Raw genomic sequence first — 18,500 nt, forward strand, 5'->3', positions numbered from 1 at the left:
CGTCCGCCGCTTGCGGCACCCGCACGACGCGGCCGACCCAGAACCCCCGACCAGCCCTGTCTAACGCACCCGTCATTGATTGGCAGCCCGCCGCGCCACGCCGAACAATCCGGTTCCCGCGCCTCCGCCAAGGGCGCGCCCTGGTGTGCTCACAGTTCGCGCAGGAAGTCCAGCAGCGCGTCCGTGACGACCTCGGGCCGCTCCTGCTGGGTCCAGTGGCCGCATCCCGGCACGTCGATGACGGCGCGCAGGTTGGGCACGATCGCCCGCGCGGCGTCGTCCATCGCGTAGAAGTGGCGTACGACGTCGTTCTCGCCGCTGATGTACAGCGACGGCGGGGTGATCGGGGCGTCCTGCCAGGCGGCGGTCAGCTCCCAGTTGCGGTCGAGGTTGCGGTACCAGTTCAGGCCGCCGGTGAAGCCGCTCTCGGTGAACTGCTCGACGAAGGTCGCCAGGTCCTCCTCGGTGAGCCAGGCCGGCAGCGTGTCGGGCTCGGCGAACAGGCCGAGGAACCCGCCGGAGGGCTCGGGGTTGCGGACGCCGGCGTAGGTCAGGCGCAGGGTGGCGGCGACGTCCCTGCCCAGTTCGGCTTCCGCGACCCCCGGCCGCTGGAAGTGGTTCTGGTAGAAGTCGTCGCCGAAACGCCGCCTGGTGACGGTCAGCGGCGGCAGCGGCCCGCGCGGCAGCGGTGGCACGCTGATGCCGACGACGCCGCGCACGACCCCGGGGCGCAGCAGCGCGGTGTTCCACGCGACCATGGCTCCCCAGTCGTGGCCGACGACGACGGCCCGCTCCTCGCCCAGCTCACGGATGAGCGCGACGACGTCGCCGACGAGATGGAGGATCGAGTACTGGTCGATGCCGCCGGGACGGTCGCTGGCGCCGTAACCGCGCTGGTCGGGCGCGACCACGCGGTAGCCGGCGTCCGCGAGCGCGCCGAGCTGGTGCCGCCAGGCGTACCACGTCTCGGGAAAGCCGTGCAGCAGCAGGACGAGCGGTCCCTCGCCCTGCTCGGCGACGTGCAGGTCGATGCCGTTGAGTCGGACGTGACGGTGTTGCGGCACGACGTGTCTCCTCTAGTCCTCACGTTTGCCGATGGAGTCGAGCAGTACGTCCCGCTTGGCCGCTATCGCGGTCAGGGCCGCGTCGGCGGTGGCCTGGACGTCGCCGGGGCCGGGCGTCTCCGGCCCGAGCAGCGCGGTCACCGCCGCGGCGCTCACCCCGGCCGGGTCGGCCACGGACACCGCGGCCAGCGCCCGCTCCCCGGTGGCCGCGATGAGCAGCCCCGACAGCAGGGCGTCCATCGCGTACGCCTGGTCGTCGAGCGTCCAGTCGGTGCGGGCGAGACGGTGCTCGCGCCACACCGGTAGCGCGATGTACATCAGCGCGGCCGGGCCGAGGTCCTCGCGGAGCCCGGTGGTACGGGGGTGCCGGGTGAGCGCGCCCAGCAGGTCGGCGTCCTCGATCTGCAGCGCGCGGACGAACGGGTGCTCGACCGTGTTCCGGACCAGCAGCGGCAGCAGGCGGCTGGGACGAGCCACGTCGGGGTCGGCGGTGATCAGCTCGGTGAGGCCGTCGAGCATGGCGAGGAAGTCGCGGGCGAACATGCCGACCAGCAGGTCTTCACGGGTGCTCCAGTGCAGGTACACGGTGCCCTTGGCGACGTGGGCCCGTTCGGCGATCTCCGCGACGGTCAGCCCTTTGATGCCGCGCTTGAGCACCAGCTCCCTCGCCGCGGCGAGGATGCGTGCCGCGCTGCCGGAGTCCTGTTCAGCCAGTGCCGCCATGATCATCCCTTCGTCGGCGCGCCCGCGCCAGCCTGAGATTATGCCCGCGCGATGTCTGTTTCCTTCATTCGGCCGGACTTGTTGTGGGTTTGCAGCAACCGCAGCAGCGTCGAGGTCACCGGCATCGTGCTGCCCCGCATCATCACCCGGCGCATCCTGATCTGCTTGCGGTTGGGCGTGAAGATCGCGGTCTGCCGTACGCCCATCCGCTGGTAGTAGTCCAGGTACGGCCGCAGCCGGCGCTCCCACTCGGCCAGCGCGCGCCCGACGTCGCCGTGACGGCCGAGCATCGTGCCCAGCAGGTCGGCCCCGGCCAGCCCGGCGGACACGCCCATGCCCGCGTACAGGGTGACGCACCAGGCCGAGTCGCCGACCAGCACGACCCGTCCCTTGTGCCAGCGGTCCATGTGCACCTGCTCCACCGAGTCGAACAGCACCTCGTCGGTGGCCTCCAGCGCTTCCAGCGCCGCGCCGAGCAGGTCGCCGGTGGGCCCGGGGCCGAACGCCTTGCGCACCCGGACGGCCGGCGGCTCGGTGAACTCGGCGTCCACGTCGCCGGTCCGGTACCCCATCAACACCGTCGGCGGGTGGTCGGCGAACGAGAACACCCACAGCGACCGATCGGGCTCCAGCAGCGTGCAGCCGTCGCGCAGGGCGAGGTCGCCGACCCGGCCGGGCGGCTGGAACGCGGCGATCATGTAGTTCAGCCGGTGCAGATAGCGTTCGTCCGGGCCGAACGCCAGCCTGCGCACCGTGGACCGCAGGCCGTCGGCGCCGACGACCAGGTCGAACCGCTCGGTGACGGTGCCGCCGTCAGCGGTGTTCGTCAGCGTGACGTCCACGCCGCCGGCGTCCTGCTCGATCTTGGCGGGCACGGTCGAGTAGCGGATCTCCACGTCGCCGGGCAGCGCCTGGAACGCGGCCTGCTCGACGTCGCCGCGCAGCATCAGCCACGGCTCGCCCGGGATGTCGCGGAATCCGAGGCCGCGCCGCCACGCGCCGAAGCGGTCGATGTCGTGGGTGACTCCGTCGAACGCGGTCCTGTCGTGCAGTCCGTCAAGGATGCCGAGCCGTTGGGCGGCGGACTTGCCCGCGCCGAACAGGCCGACGAAGTAGCCGCCGGAGCGGCGCCGCGCCGCCTTCTCGATCAGGACCGGAGTCCAGCCGGCGCGCTTGAGCCCCAGTGCCGCCGAGATGCCGCTCACGCCGAGCCCGACGACAAGCGCCCGGCGGCCTCGTTCCGTCTTGGTGGTCATGCCACGATGCTAGACGCACTGACCAGATTCGTCATTTCGTCTATTCAGTGAGGTGCGTCACTCACCGCGGCCTGATGAACGGCACACGGGTGTCGGCATAATTGCCCACACGTGTCAAGACCCCTAGATCCACGGAACTGATGGAGAACATGCTGCAACGCACGATTCTTCGGCGAGCCTTGAGGCGCGGGAGCGCGGTCCTGGGTTGTGTCCTTCTCGCCGGGAGCACGGCCTGCGCGGCCCTCCGGCCCACGCCCGCCGCCTCCCCCAGCCCTTCGGCCGCCCAGACCGGGCCCGAGAGCGGGCCCAGTCCGTCTGAGCCGGGACCAACCCCTGGCCAGGACCCGAGGAGCGTCTTCCTGGAGTCGCTGCGCCGCCAGGCCGTCCAGCCGGTGATCGCCACGGTCCAGGAGCACTACAAGCGCGAGGACTTCTACCCGGGCGGCAGCAGGCAGGTGGTCGTCTCGGCCTTCGACTACCGGTCCAAGGCCATCAAGCTGGAGGAGACCTCGGTCACGGAGACCGGCGGGCGCTCCCGGGTGGCCTGGGCCACCCGCTGCGCCGAGGGCACGGAGCGGTTCTGGACCGACGCGAAAAGTCCCTGGGAGGACAGGGGCAGCAAGTGCCCCAGCCTCATCGACCCGGTGTGGATCAACGACGGGCTCGGCGTCGGCGGGCTCACCGAGGAGCAGGCCGACATCATGGTCGAGACGCTCGCCGCGTACAAGGGGCTGATCCGCGGCGACGCCCTGACCACCGTACGGCGCGACGGCAGGCCGTACCTCCGCCTGGACGTCACGGTGCGGCAGATAGAGCTGGGCGGCTCGGAGGTCGGCGCGGCCCTGTTCGGCGACGCGGTCAAGACCGCCGACGTGGACGTGGCCGCCCATCCGTACGGCTGGCTCGGCGGCGACCCCGCGCTGAAGATCGTCCGCCTCGTCGACCCGGACACGCTGCTTCCCGTCTACTCCCAGATGGAGGAGACCGCCCCCGGATGGGCCATGCACCGGGTGCAGTACGCCTTCGACGGCCCGGTCGGCACGAGCGAGCTGCCGAAGGTTCCCGAGATCGCCCGCCTGACCTGGGAGCCGGAGAAATCCTCGTAGCGCCTGGCCGCCGGTGGGGTGGTCATTCGGCGGGGCAGGTGGTGCCCGGCTCGGGGAGCCTCAGCTCGGTCAGGTACGTGGTGGCGTGCTCGATGGGGCACTTCTTGCCCGACAGGTACAGGACATGGCCGGGCCCGTCGTAGGCGACGGTCACCGATCCCGGGATCATCCTGGTGAAGCTCTCGGTCCATACGTAGTCGCCCCACGTGCTGCCGGCCCCCAGGAACGGCGGCAGCCCGCGAGCGGGCAGCGGGCGCGACGGGTTGGCGACCGGCAGCGGCCAAGCGGCGCATCCGAGCGCGTCGAAGGCGGCCGTCCCGAAAGTCGGCGAGACCTCGCGCGCCTGACGGCGTACCTTGTCGAGCTGGGCGTAGCCGGTGTAGCCGCGATCATCCGCGCACGTCATCGCCAGCGCCCCAGGCGCGGCCCAGACGCGCGCGTTGCCGAGGGCGAAGTAGGCGAAACCGGACCCGTCGCCGTTACGGGCCTTGTCCACCGACTCGGCGAAGGACAGCCAGCGCGCGTTGCCCGGCCCGGGGTCGACGCCGAAGCCGAAGCTCCGCAGGTGCCACCCGGTCAGCTTCCCCTCGCCGAACTCGGGCGTCGTGACCGGGATCGGCGTGCGATCGGCGTCACGCAGGAGCTCGCGCCAGATCGCCCCGGCGTCCTCACCGTACAACGCGCAGGCGGGGGTGGCCGCGCACCAGGTGGTGAACCTGGTGAAGACCTGCTCCACGACGGGCAGGGTCCGCAGCCCCTGATCCGGCCAGCCGTCGGCCTGGTTGAGCGTTCCGTCGAGGTACGCGGCGCGGATGCGCTGCGGGAACAGCCGGGCGTAGGCGGCGGCGGGCACCCCGCCGTAGGAGTTGGCCATGATGCTCAGCCGTTCCTCGCCCAGGGCCTCGCGGACCGCGTCCATGTCCCTGGCCACCGACAGCGAGTCCAGGTGGGCGAACAGGCCGGTCGTGTCCGCGGCCTGGCACGCGTTGAACGCCTTGGTCATCGCCGCGACCAGCGTCCGGTAGTCCTTCTGGGTGCGCGGCTCGGACAGTGTCGTCCCCGGCCGCATGCAGGACGCGGGCATCGTGTCCCGCCACACGGTGTTCCTGGGGTTGTAGGCGACCAGGTCGAACCTGCGCCGCAGCTCGGTGAGGTCGCCGGCGGCGTGCTTCAGGTCGTCGATCCCCTTGGCGCCGGGGCCGCCGGGGACGCCCAGCACGCTGCCGATCCGGCGCGCGGGCTCGGTGGCGGGCAGCCGGGCCAGGTCCAGCCGCACCTTGGGGCCGTCCGGCTCCGCCCAGTTCACGGGCACCTCGATGGCCGCGCACCGCATGCCCTCGGGGATCTCCTGGCCCGTACAGTCCCGCCAGGCCACTCGCGCGTCTGTGCCTGTGGTGCTGTCGGCGGTCGCCGCCGGGGTCAGGCCCGCCAGCGCCGCCACCGCCACACCGCCGACCAGCCATCCGGCCCTGCCTCGCCCGCGCCGCTGCTTGTTCGTCGTCATGGCGACCACTGTGGCGGCACCGCCCGCGCACACACCACGGGGACGTCCTCCGTGTCGCTTCGGGATGTCCCCCGGGGGCTGTCCGGCTGTACCCGCGGGTGAGCGTCCGTCAGGCTGTCGGCAGGTGACCATGATCGGTGTCAGGCGCCGCCGGGCGAGGAGGAACATGGGCGGACGGTCGGAGGGCGGCTTCGGCCGGTGGCGTGCGCTGATCACGGCCCCGTGGGAGCGGCGGGCCCGGCGTGAGATCGCCTACACGCTGCTGCTGCCGGCGATGGCGGTGATCGGCCTGGCCCATCTCGTCCTCGTGCTGCTGAGCGTTCTCCTGACGGCCAACCTCGTCGGCGTGCCGATGCTGGCCCTGAGCGTGCGGGCGGCCAGAGGCGTCGGCGCGGCCAACCGGCGGCTGGCGCGCACGCTGGCGGGGGTCCGGGTGGCCGATCCCCCCGCGTTCCGCTCCGGCCCTGGTCCGGCGAACTGGCTCGTCGCGGCGCTCGGCGACGTGACGGGATGGCGTGCCGTCATCCACGGCCTGCTCCGGCTGCCGGCGGCCGGGGCCGCCTGCGCCGCTGCCGCCGGATCGTGGGGAGGCGGCCTGCTCCTGCTCGGCCACCCCTGGTGGGGGCAGTCCTCCGTCCTGGCGTCCCTGTCCCCTTCCGGCTTTCCTGGGGCGGCGCTGATGAGCGTGGCCGGGCTGGCGCTGCTGCTGCTCGCCCCGTGGGGCCTGCACCTCGCCCTGGCTCCCGAACGGCTGCTCGCCCGGGCACTGCTCGGGCCGGGGCCGGGCGACGTACGGATCCGCCGTCTGGAACAGGCACGGGCCCTGGCCGTCGACGACGCCGTCGCCCGGCTCCGCCGGATCGAGCGCGACCTGCACGACGGCACCGCGGCCCGGCTGGTGACGCTCGCCATGAGCCTGGGCCTGGCCAAGGAGGAACTCGAGCACGCCCACGACCCCGAACGGCTCGAACGCGCCCGCACTCTCGTCGACACCGCGCACCGCGGCACCAAGGAGACGGTGGCCGAACTGCGCGACCTGATCCGCGGCATCCACCCGCCCGCGCTCGACCAGGGGCTGGAGACCGCCCTGGCCACGCTCGCCGCACGAAGCCCGATCCCCGCCCGGTTCCACGCCGACCTGCCCGAGCGGCCCACGCCCGCCATCGAGGCCATCGCCTACTACTGCACGGCGGAACTGCTCGCCAACGTGATCAGGCACAGCGGCGCCGGCCAGGCCACGGTCGGCGCGCGGGTGACGGACGGGCGGCTGTCCCTGCTGGTGCGCGACGACGGCGTCGGCGGCGCGGCGATCAGGGCCGGATCCGGGCTGCACGGCCTGGCCGACCGGATCCGCACCGTGGACGGCACGATCGGCGTCCACAGCCCGGCTGGAGGGCCTACCGTGATCACTGTCGAGCTTCCCCTGCACCTGTGAACGGACCCCGCATGCGCATCGTGATAGCCGAAGACGCCGTGCTGCTCAGGGAGGGCCTGCGCATGCTGCTCACCGCCCGCGGCCAGGAGGTGGCGGCCGCCGTCGGCGACGGCGACGCGCTGCGGGCGGCCGTCGCCGAACACCGCCCCGATCTCGCCGTGGTCGACGTGCGCATGCCGCCCACGCACACCGACGAGGGCCTGCGCGCGGCGATCCAGCTCCGCCGTGACCATCCCGAGGTCGGCGTGCTCGTGTTCTCCCAGTACATCGAGACGCGCTACGCCGCCCAGTTGCTCGCCGGCGGCGCCCAGGGGGTGGGATACCTGCTGAAGGAACGCGTCGCCGACGTCAAGGACTTCCTGGCCGCGCTCGACCGGATCGCGGCCGGGCAGACCGTCCTCGACCCCGAGGTCGTCACCCAGATCATGGGCGCCAGCAGGCGGACCCAGGCCCTGGGCACGCTCACCCCCAGGGAACGCGAAGTGCTCGCCATGATGGCCGAGGGACGCTCCAACAGCGCGATCGCCGAGGCGCTGTTCCTGTCGTACGGCTCGGTGGAGAAGCACGTGACGCAGATCTTCACCAAGCTCGGCCTGTCCCCGTCCGACAACGACCACCGCCGGGTACTCGCCGTCCTCGCCTACCTGCAGGGCTGAGCGCGGCAGCCCGAGCCCGGATCAGTCGGCGGCGGTGTCCCAGCCGTAGTCGGGCAGGTCGAAGAAGGCGTCACCGTCCAGGGAGTCGACGCTACCGGAGGCCAGTCCGGTCATCAGCGACTCGATCCCGGTCCGCACCGCGTTGACGAACATGCCCTTGTGCCGCTGGCCCAGATCGTCCTGCTGGCCGCGGACCTCGAACAGGACGGTGCCGGTGCCGTTCAGGGCGAACGCCGATCTGCCCTGCCCGGCGTACTCGCGCGCGTCCGGGTGGAAGTAACGGCCGACGGCGGCGAGCGGCGACTGCGCGCCGTACTTCTCGACCAGCCCGTTGAAGACGGACAGCGCGTACCGGCGGGACTTGTCCTGGTCGAGGGCCGGCCATCGCGCCTGGTAGGCGGCGCCGTCCTGAACCCCGAGGGGCGGGTAGTCCAGCGAGAACGTGATGAGGTCGCCGTCCTGGGGCCCGCCGGTGACGCGGTCGCACGGGCCCATGTGGTGCAGGTCGACGTAGGCGTCCACGGCGCCCTTCTCCTGGCGCAGGCCGACGTACACGTCGCGGATCGCGCGCGACTCAGGGGACAGGAAGAAACCGGCGCCGGTCTGCTCGCCCGGCAGGTCCGCCGCCCGCGGCACGTACCCGAGGTCGGGGTTGAAGTCGCGGTTGAGGTCGTAGCCCGGCAGGTCGATGCCGTCACCGCTCAGGCTGTGGTACCAGGCCCGCGGGGCGTCCCGCAGTTGCGGGAACGCGGCCACGGTGTCGGCCCACGACAGTACGTTGGCACGCCGGTTGAGCTCGCCGCCGTCGGGGTTGACCATCGGCATGGCGACCAGCGTGATGTCCTCGAGGAGCTGACGTGTCCGCGCATCGCCACCGCTGCCGAGGTCCTTGAGTATGGCCAGCAGCGCCTCGGTGCCGGTGCGCTCGTTGCCGTGGATCGCCGAGGTCACCAGCAGCACCCGGTCACCGGTCCCGGCACGGGCCGCCCACAGCGGCCGTCCCTGCGGGGAACGCCCCGCGACCTCGACGTCGACCCGCCCGCCGCTGGTCTGCTCGATCTGCGCCAGCGCCTTCCCCACCTGCTCGTGATCGGACCAGCCGGACCAGGAGGGATCCTCCTGCGTCTGGCAGCTTCCCGGCCCCTCCCGGTCGAGCGCCCGCGCGGGCGACGTGACGGCGGTCGACGCGGTCAAGGCCATCATGACGGCGGCGGCGGCCATGCCCGTCCGGCGGCCGAATAATCTCGGTGACGGGTTTCCCGCGTTCGCTTCGGCTTTTCCTGGAAACTGTTCACGCAGACGCACTGCCGCTCCTCGCATAAATGAGCCGGACGCCCGCCAAGGGAGGCCGGGAGCTCCCTGACGAAAAGTCACCATCGACGTTTCCACGGTGATCGGCGCGGAACAAGTCCGGAATGCTGACAGTTTCCTGAGTGTTCGGCAGGCTCTTGCGGGACACTTGCCAGCCTCGTACGGGTTTGTTAAAAGGGTCATGGCGAAGCACGCAGGAACGACGACCCATTCCGCTGGGCGGCCACCGGCCACGGCGCGCCGGCATTCATTCACCAACCCGCCCTCTTCGACGCCATATCGGGATCGGGAAAACCGCGGCCTCATATGGCGGTGACGCGCGCCCTGAAACGCTTCGCCGGGTAAATCGAAAGGAGACTGGTCTTGTTCTCGAAACGACGGGCAGCGATTGTCCTGGCCACCGTCCTCGGCCTCACGACCTGGGGCACGGCCCCGGCGTCGGCCGATCGTCCGACGCCAGGAGGCCCCTGGGTCCAGGACGCGCAGCAGGTCTCGCTCCAGCGCCTGCACACCTACGACGAGCTGACCGCCGCGCTCCAGCGCCTGGAGCATCGCTCCAAGGGCGCGATCGAGGTCGAGTCGATCGGGAGAACGCACGAGGGCCGCGACATCTGGGCCGCGACCGTCGGCACCGGACCGGCCAAGGTGCTCTACATCACGCAGCAGCACGGCAACGAGCCCCTGGGCACGGAGGCCGCCCTGCAACTCCTGCAGCGGATCGGCGCGTCCCAGGCCGGGTGGGCGACCGACGTGCTCGACGACGTGACCCTGCGCGTCGTCGTACGCGCGAACCCCGACGGCACCGAACGGTTCCAGCGGCAGAACGTCGACCCGGACTGCTCCGGCCCCTTCTGCCGGACCGGAGTGGGCTTCGACATCAACCGCTACCACGACCCCGCGATGTCCCCCGAGGCCAACCCGGTGCCGGAGTCGGCCGCGATCCAGCGGATGGTGCGCTCGTGGCGGCCCGACATCACCGTGGACTACCACCACCAGGGCAGCTACCGCCAGCCCGACGGCTCCCTGGACACCACCTCGGTCCTGTGGCCCACCAACCCCGGCGTGACGCCGCAGGTCCTCGCCGACAGCAAGCGGGTCGCGGCCCTGATGCACACCTCGCTGGAGCAGTACGGCTTCGCCAACGTCAGCCTCTACCCCGGCGACTCCCTCCCCGGCATCGCCCGCAACTCCTTCGCCCTGCAGGGCAGCGCCAGCCTGCTGGTCGAGCTGCGCGGCGACCTCGGCCAGAAGTCCGGCGGGTACCTGATCCGCACCGCCTACGCCTCCATGTCCGCGCTGCTCCAGGCCGTCGCCGACGGCAGCCTCGCCACCGTGGACCCGGCGCTGGCCGACACCATCCCCGAGCGCGGCGAGCCGGTCGGCCCGGACGACGAGGAGTGACCCGGCGAACCACGCCCGGAGTCGACACACGTGAGGAATCGCCACACACATGACACAGTCCTCACTGTGCCGACGAACGAGCCGACGAACGAGGTGCCGGACTGGCTGACCGCCTGGTGCCTCGACCACCTGGGCGTCGAGCCCGCCCACGTGCTGTTCCTGCTGCGACAGACCTCGACCGTGTACGGTCTCCGGCTGACCGACGGCAGGGAAGCCGTCGTCAAGGCCCGCACCGACGACGGCCGCGCCACGTCATGCGTCGCGGCGCAGGCCCGGCTGGCCGAACGCGGGTTCTCGTGCGCCCGGCCGCTCACACCGGTGGCCGGCGTCGGCTCGCTGGCCGTGCACGCCGAGGAGCACCGCCCCGGCGGCCACGTGTTGCACGGGGACTCGCCGGACGTCGCCGTACGCTACGCGGAGGTGTTCGCCCGGCTGATGACCGCACTGGCCGACGACGTGACCGTCGCACCACCGCTGCCGAACCCGCGCTGGGTCCGCTGGGACCACCCCGGCCCCGGCGTGTGGCCGGGGATCCGGCTCCTCGACGAGCGGGACCAGAGCGCCGTACCCGCGTACGTCGTCGACACGGCCCGCCGGGCCCGCGAACGGATACTGGCCGCCGGCCTGCCGTGCGTACTGGGCCACGCCGACTTCGAGGCCCAGAACCTCCGATGGCACGGCCGGGAGGTGTGGACCGTGCACGACTGGGACAGCCTGGCCTGGCAACCCGAGGCAGCACTGGCCGGCGCGGCGACGCGCTGCGGGCGCAGGCGCCCGAACGCCTGCGCCGGGCGAACGCCTGACACCGGCCCGCCGAACGCCCGCCCGCGCCCACCGCCTTCATGACCGGGCGCGCTCACCCTCGCCGAGCGGCGGGATGTTGTGGTTGACCCGGAACAGCCGGCCCGGATCGTAGGCCGCCTTCAGCGCGCCCAGCCGCCGGTAATCCGCCTCCCCATAGGCCCGCCGAACCCGCTCGGGCGCCGAGTCGTGGTCGAACAGGAACCCCGGCAGCAGGGCGCCGGTGTCCCACCGCCCCAGCCGCTCCAGCACCCCGTCGGCGACCCCGCGCACCACGTCGGCGCCCTCGGCCGGAGCCGGCAACCGCATCCACAGCAGGAAGGCCGCCCCCTGCGTACTGACCGCGTGCGGGCGACCGGGCAACCGGTCCAGCGCCCCGCCCAGGTGACGCAGCTCGATACCCGGGAACGGCCCCTCCGACACCGAAGGATCGATGAACGAGACCAGCTCCGCCACCGCCTCCTCATCCAGCTCGCCCAGCAACGCGCTGCGAAGGTGCGTACTGACCGGGTTCTTGGGATCCGGGTAGATCTCGGTGATCCCCGCGTACGGCACGACGCCGCAGGTGTCCCTCTCCGGGCCGAGCGCACGCAACGGCGCCACCAGCCGCGCGCCCTGCTCCTCCTCCCCCACATAGACCACCCGCACCTGCACGAACGCCCGCCCACGGAACTCCCCGGGCAGTTGCGGCACGTCAGGAAAGCGCACCAGCGTCACGGACGACGACATCTCCTCCGGCAGCCCCTTGGCCCAGGCCAGATAGGAGCCCAGCACACGGGCCGCCCGCCCGGGGTCCTCACCCGGAAAGAGGAGCTCACCCCCGTAGACCGTACGCAGCGGCAGCAGCTCGATCTCGGCCGCCACCACGACCCCGAAGTTGCCCTTGCCACCCCGCACCGCCCAGAACAGATCAGGCTCCCGATCAGGCGAAACAGTACGAAGCACGCCATCGGCGGTGACGACGTCCAGCGAGCGGACGTGCCCGGCGGCGAAACCGTACGTACGGCAGACCAGCGGAAGCCCGCCACCGGTCAGGAAGCCCATCACCCCCACCTGATCGGAGGAGCCGCACAAAGGCGCAAGGCCGTGCTCGGCCGCCGCCGCGAGCACCTCACCCCACCGCAGCCCGGCCCCGATCCTCGCGGTACCGGCCCGCGCGTCCACCGACAACTCGCGCAGCCCCCCGGTGGCGATGAACACGGCCCCATCCGCGGGCACCGACTTGCCGTGCCCGGTCGACTGCACCGCGACCGGACGTCCCACCCGCGCCGCGAACCGGACGGCGGCGACCACGTCCTCGGCGTCCGCGGCGACCACGACCACCGCCGGCCGGTGCTCGACCGTCAGCAACCACCCGGAGCACGCCGCCGCGAAGCCCTCCTCACCCGGATACAGCGTGCGCCCCCGAACCACCGCGCCCAGACCCGCCACATCGTCGGCCGCGGCGGAGCCCGTGTCCGTCATCTCAGTCACCTCAGTTCTGCACGAACAATAATGTTGGACCAACCAACGTTGGCACAACCAACAATACACTCAACCGTGGGCACGGCCAACAACTTGCTAAATTGCCCCCATGCCCACCACGGACCGCACACCACCGCCACAGCGCATGCGCACACTGCCCAGCAGACTGACCAACCAGGCAGCCCACATCGCCAACCGAATCGTCGACCGAGCACTCGCCCAAGCCGGCCTACGCCGCTACCACTACTTCCTGCTCGCCACACTGGAGGAGTACGGCCCAGCCAGCCAAGCCACCCTCGGCCGCCGCACCGGCATCGACCGCAGCGACATGGTCGCCATCGTCAACGACCTCGCCGAACGACAACTCCTCCAACGCACACCCGACCCACAAGACCGCCGACGCAACGTCATCACCATCACCCCGGCGGGCCGCACCCAACTCACCCACCTCGACCAGCTACTCGCCACCGCCCAGGACGAATACCTCGCCCCACTCCCCCCGACCGACCGGCAGCACCTGATCGACCTCCTCGTCCGCATCACCAACCACCACGACGACAGCCGACAACACACCACCCCCTCATGACCCCGAGCGCGAACCCACCGATCGACATTGCGCCGCGGTTCAAGCAATGAGCAGGCGAAGGCCGAGATCAGCCGCCTCGAGGCCGGCGAGGTCACCATTGCGCTCGCCCCACCGACCGGAGTCGAGATCGTCGCCCAGGCTTCGAACCGCCCGCCGCTCGGCCTCCGGCCCCACCCGCGTCCACACCGACATCCCACGCCGCACCCGATCCTCCAGATACGCCGCCGGTCGACGCCAGTACGCCTCGAACAAGCCATCAGCGCAATCCCACGGAACGGGCACCTCCTCGACACGGGCACCGATCGCGTCGGCCATCCCGGCAAGCGAGGGAAACTCGGCGAGGACGACGGCGAACTCGGGCAGATAATCGCGCGTGAGCCAGAACCGGTCCTGCCAACCGGACTCGTCGGTATCGAACGTCAGCACCACCACCCGGCGAGCCACCCGCCGCATCTCGCGCAGCCCCGCAATCGGATCCCCCCAATGGTGAACGGTCGAGACGGCCATCGCGACATCGAAAGACCGATCCCCGAACGGCAGACTCTCCGCGGCGGCCGCCACACACGGCGCCGACCCCGCAGGCCGCTGCCCCCGCATCACCGCCGACGGCTCCACCGCGGTCACGTCCCGGTCCGCGGGCTCGTAGGAGCCGGTGCCGGCCCCCACGTTCAGCACCGTCCGCGCGTCCCCGAGCGCGCCCCAGATCTGCGCCGCGATCCGCGGCTCGGTACGCCGCGTCGCGGGGTAGGCACCGCCGATCACGTCGTACAGCCGCGCACCGAGCATCTCCAGTTGCTCCTCCGGCGTCACCTCGACTCCCTTCGCCCGCGCCTCAAGCTCCCTGTCGATGGCCGCCACCATGGCGTCAGCACGATCACGCCGCTCCAGCAGCAGACCGCGCAGCCGGCGCAGATGCGCGACCGCGTCGGCGGACGGGTCGCCGACCAGCTCCGCGACCTCCCGCAGCCCGAAACCCAACCGCCGATAGGCCAGCACCTCCCGCAACCGCTCCACGTCACCCGCCGAATAGGCCCGGTACCCGGCCGCCGTCCGCGCCGACGGCCGGACGAGCCCGATCTCGTCATAGTGATGCAGCGTGCGGACGCTCACACCGGCCAACCCGGCCACGTGCCCCACGGTCCAGTGATCCTCCACCCCACCGACTATGCGGCCTGACGCCACGTGAGGGTCAACAGCTCTCTGCCCGCATCGGAAGATGGACGGGCGAAGCCCGTGTCCTTGGGCTTCGAAAGGGGGACTTCACCCAGACCCGCGCCCTTTACATTGTAGATTCATAAGATGATCGATGGCTCGAAGGGAGCTGTCGCTGCACCGCGTGGTAGGAACTCTCGGCATGGAGTTCTTCTGCTATCACCGTGATCGGCCCGACTCGGCGGGGCTGCGCGGCAAGCTGGTCGAAGCGCACTGGACCTACATGGACCGGTACGCGGCCGAACTGATCGCCCGTGGCCCGACCCTCGTTCGCGGCGGTGACACGGCCAGCGGCAGTGTCCACATCGTCGACCTGCCGGATCCCGCCACCGCGCGCGCTTTCGCCTTCGACGAGCCCAACTACCAGGCCGGTGTGTACCGGGACGTGATGTTGCGGCGATGGCGCAACGTGCTGGGACGCACCATGTGGGATTTCCCGGGCGGGCGAGAGGGCGGCAACCGGTATCTGGTGCTGGGCTTCGGCTCGGGGCAGCCGGCCGACCTCGTCCCGCCACCCGACCGGGACGAGCTGATCGCGTACGGGCCGCTGCTGTCCGACGACGGCACCGCCTGGCTGGGTACGGCGCTGCTGGTCCGGGCGCCGGACCCGGATGCGGCGCGTGCCGTCCTGACCCTTGACCGGTACGCCGACGTCGAGGTCCACGACTGGGAGTTCGGCGGGCGACGGTAGCGAGCCCCCTCCCCCGTCCCCCAGCGGTCGGCACGCGGCAGCCCGGTCTGGGTGTCGGCCAGGTCGTCCGGCCCGGTACGCAGGAGGCCGGCCAGGTGGATGGCCACCGGCATCGCGGGCCGGAGGACGAGCGTGACGTCCGTCCGCTCAGCCGGGATCGGCGCAGAGTTGGGAGATCAAGGCCGCTGCGCGATGTGACGCGGGTCGGGGCCGTCCGGCCACTGCGCGGCGATCTCGGGGCCTGTGGCCGCGGCGATCAGCGGCATGATCGGGGCGACCCGGCCCAGGATCTCGCGGGTGCCGCGCACGTGCGCGCGCTTGCCCGGCCGCGGTGGGCTCGGCGCACGCGGCGCGAAACCACTCACGATCCATGGTGGCGACAGGCTCGGCGTCCCCGGCGATGGACGTGTCGACAACGTCCTTGAACAGCGTGCACCTGTTGCGGAAGGCGAAGTGGACCGTGGACGGCCACGCCCGCCCGGTCCGCGACCTCCCGCAGGCTCGTCGTCCCGTAACCAGTTCGCGAGCCGCCTCGACGACCTTTTCACGGGTGCGGCGTGAGCGCTCGGCTCGTTTGTCCGGCCGCTTGACTCCATCCATAATGCGAGTATAACTCTAGAGTTTGTCACTAGAGTTCGACTACAGATTCTTGGAGGAGACGATGGCCCAGCTCGACCCCACCCAGCAGCCGGACCCGGACCTGACCTCAACGCAGCGAGACCAGGAGGAGGAGTCCGTCCACCGCGCACTGCAGGGCTACTACCGCACCGGCAAGCCGCCGTGGGACACCGGCGTGACGCCGCCCGAACTGGTCGCCCTGGTTGAGGGGCACGACGCGCCGCAGCCCGGCCGCGCCCTCGAACTCGGCTGCGGCACCGGGACCAACGCCATCTACCTCGCACGGCACGGCTGGGAGGTGGCGGCCGTCGACCTGATCGACCGCGCCGTCGACCAGGCCAGGGAGAAGGCCGAGGCGGCGGGAGTGGCGGTACGGCTGCTGGACGGGGACGCCACCCGCCTCGACGAACTGGACGTGCCCGGTCCGTTCGACCTGTTCTTCGACCTGAGCTGCTACTGCGGGATCCCGCTGCACCGCCGCGACGCCTACGCCGCCGGGCTCACCCACCGCGCCGCTCCCGGAGCACGGTTGCTGATGTTCGGATACGGCCCCGAGCCGGCCGGCAATCCGATCCCCGAGGTCACGTCGTGGGCGGCGGGCGTCACCGCCGACGAACTCCGCGCCAGGTTCGCCGGCTGGGAACTACTCGACGTCACACCGGGCACCAACTCGGTGCCGACCTTCTGGTTCACGCTGCGCCGCGACGCCTAGCACCTGGTCACGCGCCTCTGCATCGTCCAATGAAGAGAGCTACTGATATGAACGTATTCCTGTGGATACTGCAGGGCATCCTGGCCGCCGCTTTCGGCTTGGTCGGGGTGATGAAGTCCATCCGGTCCAAGGAGAAGCTGCGCCCAGCGATGCCTTGGGTGGAGGACTTCACCGCCACCCAGGTCCGCCTGATCGGCGTGGTCGAGTTTCTCGGTGCCCTCGGCCTGATCCTGCCCGCCGTCACCGGCATCGCCCCAACCCTCACTCCGCTGGCCGCCACCGGCCTGGCCGTCACCATGCTCGGTGCGGCCGTCACCCACGCCCGCCGCAAGGAGTCGTCGGGCATCGCCGTCTGCGTGGCCCTGCTCGCGCTGTCCGGTGTCATCGCCTGGGGCCGCTTCGGCCCTTACGCCTTCTGACCGCTGCGGTCGGTCTGCGAGGAGCTGACCGGAGTCACCTTCCCGCAGCCGACCGGAGCGTGCGGCCAAGAGCGCCACCAGCACCTGGGCGCGCTTCGACGCAGGCGGGTTGACGTACTCACGCCGGATCGGCCGCGGCGGCGTGCGCCTACGGATGGAGGTCGACCGCGAGGTATTTGGTCGACAGGTACTCCTCGATCCCCTCGAAGCCGCCCTCCCTGCCCAGGCCCGACTGCTTGACGCCGCCGAAGGGGGCCGCGGCGTTGGACACCAGGCCGCGGTTGATCCCCACCATCCCGGTCTCCAGGCGCTCGCCGACGCGTACGGCGCGGGCCAGGTCCCGGGTGTAGAGGTAGGCGACGAGGCCGTAGGGGGTGTCGTTGGCCATGGCCAGCGCGGTCGGCTCGTCCTCGAAGACGCTGATCGGCGCGACCGGGCCGAAGATCTCCTCGCGGTGGAGGCGGGCTGCCGCGGGCACGTCGGCCAGGACCGTGGCCGGATAGTACGGCCCCGTGGCCTTGCCCCCGGCCAGCACGCGGGCGCCGTGGGCCACCGCGTCGTCGACGAGGGCGGCGACCCGGTCCAGTTGCCGCCGGTTGATCAGCGGGCCGAGCTGGGAGCTGGGGTCGTCGCCTGGGCCGAGCCGTACCGACTCCATGCGTTCGGCGAGCCGGGCGGCGAACTCGTCGGCCACCGGCGCCTCGACCAGGAACCGGTTGGCGGCCACGCAGGACTGGCCGCCGTTGCGGAGCTTGGCCAGCACGGCGCCGTCGACCGCCGCCTCCAGGTCGGCGTCGGCGAAGACCAGGAAGGGGGCGTTGCCCCCCAGCTCCATCGAGGTGCGCAGCACGCCGTCCGCGGCCTGTGCCAGCAGCAGGCGGCCGACCTGGGTGGAGCCGGTGAACGAGAGCTTGCGCAGCCGCCCGTCGGCCAGCAGGCGTTCGACGACCGGCGCCGGGCGACTGGTGGTGACCACGTTCAGCACCCCGGGCGGGAGCCCGGCGTCGGCGAACACCCGGGCCAGGAGCAGGCACGACAGGGGTGTGTCCTCGGCCGGTTTCAGCACGGCCGCGCATCCGGCGGCCAGCGCGGGCCCGACCTTCCTGGTGATCATCGCGAGGGGGAAGTTCCACGGCGAGATGAGCAGGCAGGGGCCGACCGGCTGGCGGGTGGTGACGATGCGGAAGTCGCCGCCGGGGCTGGCCCGGTACTCCCCCGAGACGCGTACGGCCTCCTCCGCGAACCACAGCAGGAAGTCCGCCGCGTAGTTCACCTCCGCCCGTGACTCGGCCAGCGGCTTGCCCATCTCGCGGGTGATGAGCAGCGCGAACTCCTCGATCCGGGCGAGCAGCCCGGCCCGCGCGGCACGCAGGACCTCGGCTCGTTCCCGCGGCGGGGCGGCGGCCCAGGCCGCCTGGGCGGCCACGGCGGCGTCGAGCGCGGCGACCGCGTCCTCGGGGCCCGCGTCGTGGACCTCCTCGATCACCTCGCCGGTCGCCGGGTCCAGCACGGGAAAGCGGCCGGTCACCGGGTCACCGCCC

The 18,500-nt window shown here is 71.7% G+C and carries 18 protein-coding genes; 9 read left to right on the forward strand and 9 right to left on the reverse strand.

All coding sequences use genetic code 11. The features are described 5' to 3' along the window. Positions 1 to 149: 149 nt before the first annotated feature. Genes ACZ6S0_RS41645 through ACZ6S0_RS41655 form a run of 3 tightly spaced genes read right to left on the reverse strand, consistent with a single transcriptional unit; the run spans position 150 to position 3,043 of the window. A complete protein-coding gene (locus tag ACZ6S0_RS41645; protein ID WP_465924845.1) occupies positions 150 to 1,064 on the reverse strand; it encodes an alpha/beta fold hydrolase in 915 nt (304 codons plus the stop codon). A gap of 12 nt (positions 1,065 to 1,076) precedes the next feature. Further along, positions 1,077 to 1,787, reverse strand: coding sequence for a TetR/AcrR family transcriptional regulator (locus ACZ6S0_RS41650; RefSeq protein ID WP_465924846.1), 711 nt, complete (start codon positions 1,785 to 1,787; stop codon positions 1,077 to 1,079). Between the two features lie 38 nt (positions 1,788 to 1,825). Beyond that, on the reverse strand, positions 1,826 to 3,043 hold the full coding sequence (locus ACZ6S0_RS41655) for an FAD-dependent monooxygenase (RefSeq protein ID WP_465924847.1): 1,218 nt from the start codon (positions 3,041 to 3,043) through the stop codon (positions 1,826 to 1,828). 179 nt (positions 3,044 to 3,222) lie between these two features. Between ACZ6S0_RS41655 and ACZ6S0_RS41660 the strand changes: the two genes are divergently transcribed. Beyond that, positions 3,223 to 4,149 (forward strand): hypothetical protein, encoded by a 927-nt coding sequence (locus ACZ6S0_RS41660; protein WP_465924848.1) that lies wholly within the window; start codon positions 3,223 to 3,225, stop codon positions 4,147 to 4,149. 22 nt (positions 4,150 to 4,171) lie between these two features. On the opposite strand, the gene ACZ6S0_RS41665 is transcribed toward ACZ6S0_RS41660, so the two are convergent. Continuing rightward, the gene (locus ACZ6S0_RS41665) at positions 4,172 to 5,653 is read right to left on the reverse strand and encodes an alpha/beta fold hydrolase (RefSeq protein ID WP_465924849.1); all 1,482 of its coding nucleotides are present in this window, start codon (positions 5,651 to 5,653) and stop codon (positions 4,172 to 4,174) included. Between the two features lie 166 nt (positions 5,654 to 5,819). On the opposite strand from ACZ6S0_RS41665, the gene ACZ6S0_RS41670 reads away from it, so the two are divergent. Further along, positions 5,820 to 7,088 (forward strand): sensor histidine kinase, encoded by a 1,269-nt coding sequence (locus tag ACZ6S0_RS41670; RefSeq protein ID WP_465924850.1) that lies wholly within the window; start codon positions 5,820 to 5,822, stop codon positions 7,086 to 7,088. 11 nt (positions 7,089 to 7,099) lie between these two features. Beyond that, positions 7,100 to 7,744, forward strand: a complete 645-nt coding sequence (locus ACZ6S0_RS41675; protein ID WP_465924851.1) for a response regulator — start codon at positions 7,100 to 7,102, stop codon at positions 7,742 to 7,744. A gap of 21 nt (positions 7,745 to 7,765) precedes the next feature. On the opposite strand, the gene ACZ6S0_RS41680 is transcribed toward ACZ6S0_RS41675, so the two are convergent. Beyond that, complete coding sequence (locus ACZ6S0_RS41680; RefSeq protein ID WP_465924852.1) at positions 7,766 to 8,938, reverse strand: M14 family zinc carboxypeptidase; 1,173 nt, start codon at positions 8,936 to 8,938, stop codon at positions 7,766 to 7,768. 480 nt (positions 8,939 to 9,418) lie between these two features. Between ACZ6S0_RS41680 and ACZ6S0_RS41685 the strand changes: the two genes are divergently transcribed. Then, positions 9,419 to 10,456 (forward strand): M14 family zinc carboxypeptidase, encoded by a 1,038-nt coding sequence (locus ACZ6S0_RS41685; RefSeq protein ID WP_465924853.1) that lies wholly within the window; start codon positions 9,419 to 9,421, stop codon positions 10,454 to 10,456. 66 nt (positions 10,457 to 10,522) lie between these two features. Then, a complete protein-coding gene (locus ACZ6S0_RS41690; protein ID WP_465924854.1) occupies positions 10,523 to 11,302 on the forward strand; it encodes an aminoglycoside phosphotransferase/kinase family protein in 780 nt (259 codons plus the stop codon). On the opposite strand, the gene ACZ6S0_RS41695 is transcribed toward ACZ6S0_RS41690, so the two are convergent. Further along, a complete protein-coding gene (locus ACZ6S0_RS41695; protein WP_465924855.1) occupies positions 11,297 to 12,721 on the reverse strand; it encodes an FAD-binding oxidoreductase in 1,425 nt (474 codons plus the stop codon). The two genes, ACZ6S0_RS41690 and ACZ6S0_RS41695, sit on opposite strands and share 6 nt — an antisense overlap. Positions 12,722 to 12,830: 109 nt before the next feature. Between ACZ6S0_RS41695 and ACZ6S0_RS41700 the strand changes: the two genes are divergently transcribed. Next, on the forward strand, positions 12,831 to 13,307 hold the full coding sequence (locus tag ACZ6S0_RS41700; RefSeq protein ID WP_465924856.1) for a MarR family winged helix-turn-helix transcriptional regulator: 477 nt from the start codon (positions 12,831 to 12,833) through the stop codon (positions 13,305 to 13,307). Between the two features lie 39 nt (positions 13,308 to 13,346). Here the strand turns inward: ACZ6S0_RS41700 and ACZ6S0_RS41705 are convergent, their stop codons facing one another. Next, complete coding sequence (locus ACZ6S0_RS41705; protein WP_465924857.1) at positions 13,347 to 14,462, reverse strand: MerR family transcriptional regulator; 1,116 nt, start codon at positions 14,460 to 14,462, stop codon at positions 13,347 to 13,349. A gap of 151 nt (positions 14,463 to 14,613) precedes the next feature. Between ACZ6S0_RS41705 and ACZ6S0_RS41710 the strand changes: the two genes are divergently transcribed. After that, the gene (locus ACZ6S0_RS41710; protein WP_465924858.1) at positions 14,614 to 15,210 is read left to right on the forward strand and encodes a YciI family protein; all 597 of its coding nucleotides are present in this window, start codon (positions 14,614 to 14,616) and stop codon (positions 15,208 to 15,210) included. Between the two features lie 176 nt (positions 15,211 to 15,386). Here the strand turns inward: ACZ6S0_RS41710 and ACZ6S0_RS41715 are convergent, their stop codons facing one another. Beyond that, positions 15,387 to 15,575: a hypothetical protein gene (locus tag ACZ6S0_RS41715; RefSeq protein WP_465924859.1), complete on the reverse strand. Its 189-nt coding sequence runs from the start codon at positions 15,573 to 15,575 to the stop codon at positions 15,387 to 15,389. Between the two features lie 257 nt (positions 15,576 to 15,832). On the opposite strand from ACZ6S0_RS41715, the gene ACZ6S0_RS41720 reads away from it, so the two are divergent. Continuing rightward, a complete protein-coding gene (locus ACZ6S0_RS41720; protein ID WP_465924860.1) occupies positions 15,833 to 16,540 on the forward strand; it encodes a class I SAM-dependent methyltransferase in 708 nt (235 codons plus the stop codon). A 47-nt stretch (positions 16,541 to 16,587) separates the two neighbouring features. Continuing rightward, complete coding sequence (locus ACZ6S0_RS41725; RefSeq protein WP_465924861.1) at positions 16,588 to 16,959, forward strand: DoxX family protein; 372 nt, start codon at positions 16,588 to 16,590, stop codon at positions 16,957 to 16,959. Positions 16,960 to 17,107: 148 nt separating this feature from the next. On the opposite strand, the gene ACZ6S0_RS41730 is transcribed toward ACZ6S0_RS41725, so the two are convergent. Further along, positions 17,108 to 18,487: an NAD-dependent succinate-semialdehyde dehydrogenase gene (locus ACZ6S0_RS41730; RefSeq protein ID WP_465924862.1), complete on the reverse strand. Its 1,380-nt coding sequence runs from the start codon at positions 18,485 to 18,487 to the stop codon at positions 17,108 to 17,110. Positions 18,488 to 18,500: the final 13 nt, after the last annotated feature.

The organism is Nonomuraea sp. NPDC051298, assembly GCF_055586305.1.

Coding starts and splice junctions, on each gene's coding strand:
- ACZ6S0_RS41650 (WP_465924846.1), bottom strand. CDS start 1,787: ATGGCGGCACTGGCTGAACAGGACTCCGGCAGCGCGGCACGCATCCTC.
- ACZ6S0_RS41655 (WP_465924847.1), bottom strand. CDS start 3,043: ATGACCACCAAGACGGAACGAGGCCGCCGGGCGCTTGTCGTCGGGCTC.
- ACZ6S0_RS41665 (WP_465924849.1), bottom strand. CDS start 5,653: ATGACGACGAACAAGCAGCGGCGCGGGCGAGGCAGGGCCGGATGGCTG.
- ACZ6S0_RS41670 (WP_465924850.1), top strand. CDS start 5,820: ATGGGCGGACGGTCGGAGGGCGGCTTCGGCCGGTGGCGTGCGCTGATC.
- ACZ6S0_RS41675 (WP_465924851.1), top strand. CDS start 7,100: ATGCGCATCGTGATAGCCGAAGACGCCGTGCTGCTCAGGGAGGGCCTG.
- ACZ6S0_RS41695 (WP_465924855.1), bottom strand. CDS start 12,721: ATGACGGACACGGGCTCCGCCGCGGCCGACGATGTGGCGGGTCTGGGC.
- ACZ6S0_RS41700 (WP_465924856.1), top strand. CDS start 12,831: ATGCCCACCACGGACCGCACACCACCGCCACAGCGCATGCGCACACTG.
- ACZ6S0_RS41710 (WP_465924858.1), top strand. CDS start 14,614: ATGGCTCGAAGGGAGCTGTCGCTGCACCGCGTGGTAGGAACTCTCGGC.
- ACZ6S0_RS41725 (WP_465924861.1), top strand. CDS start 16,588: ATGAACGTATTCCTGTGGATACTGCAGGGCATCCTGGCCGCCGCTTTC.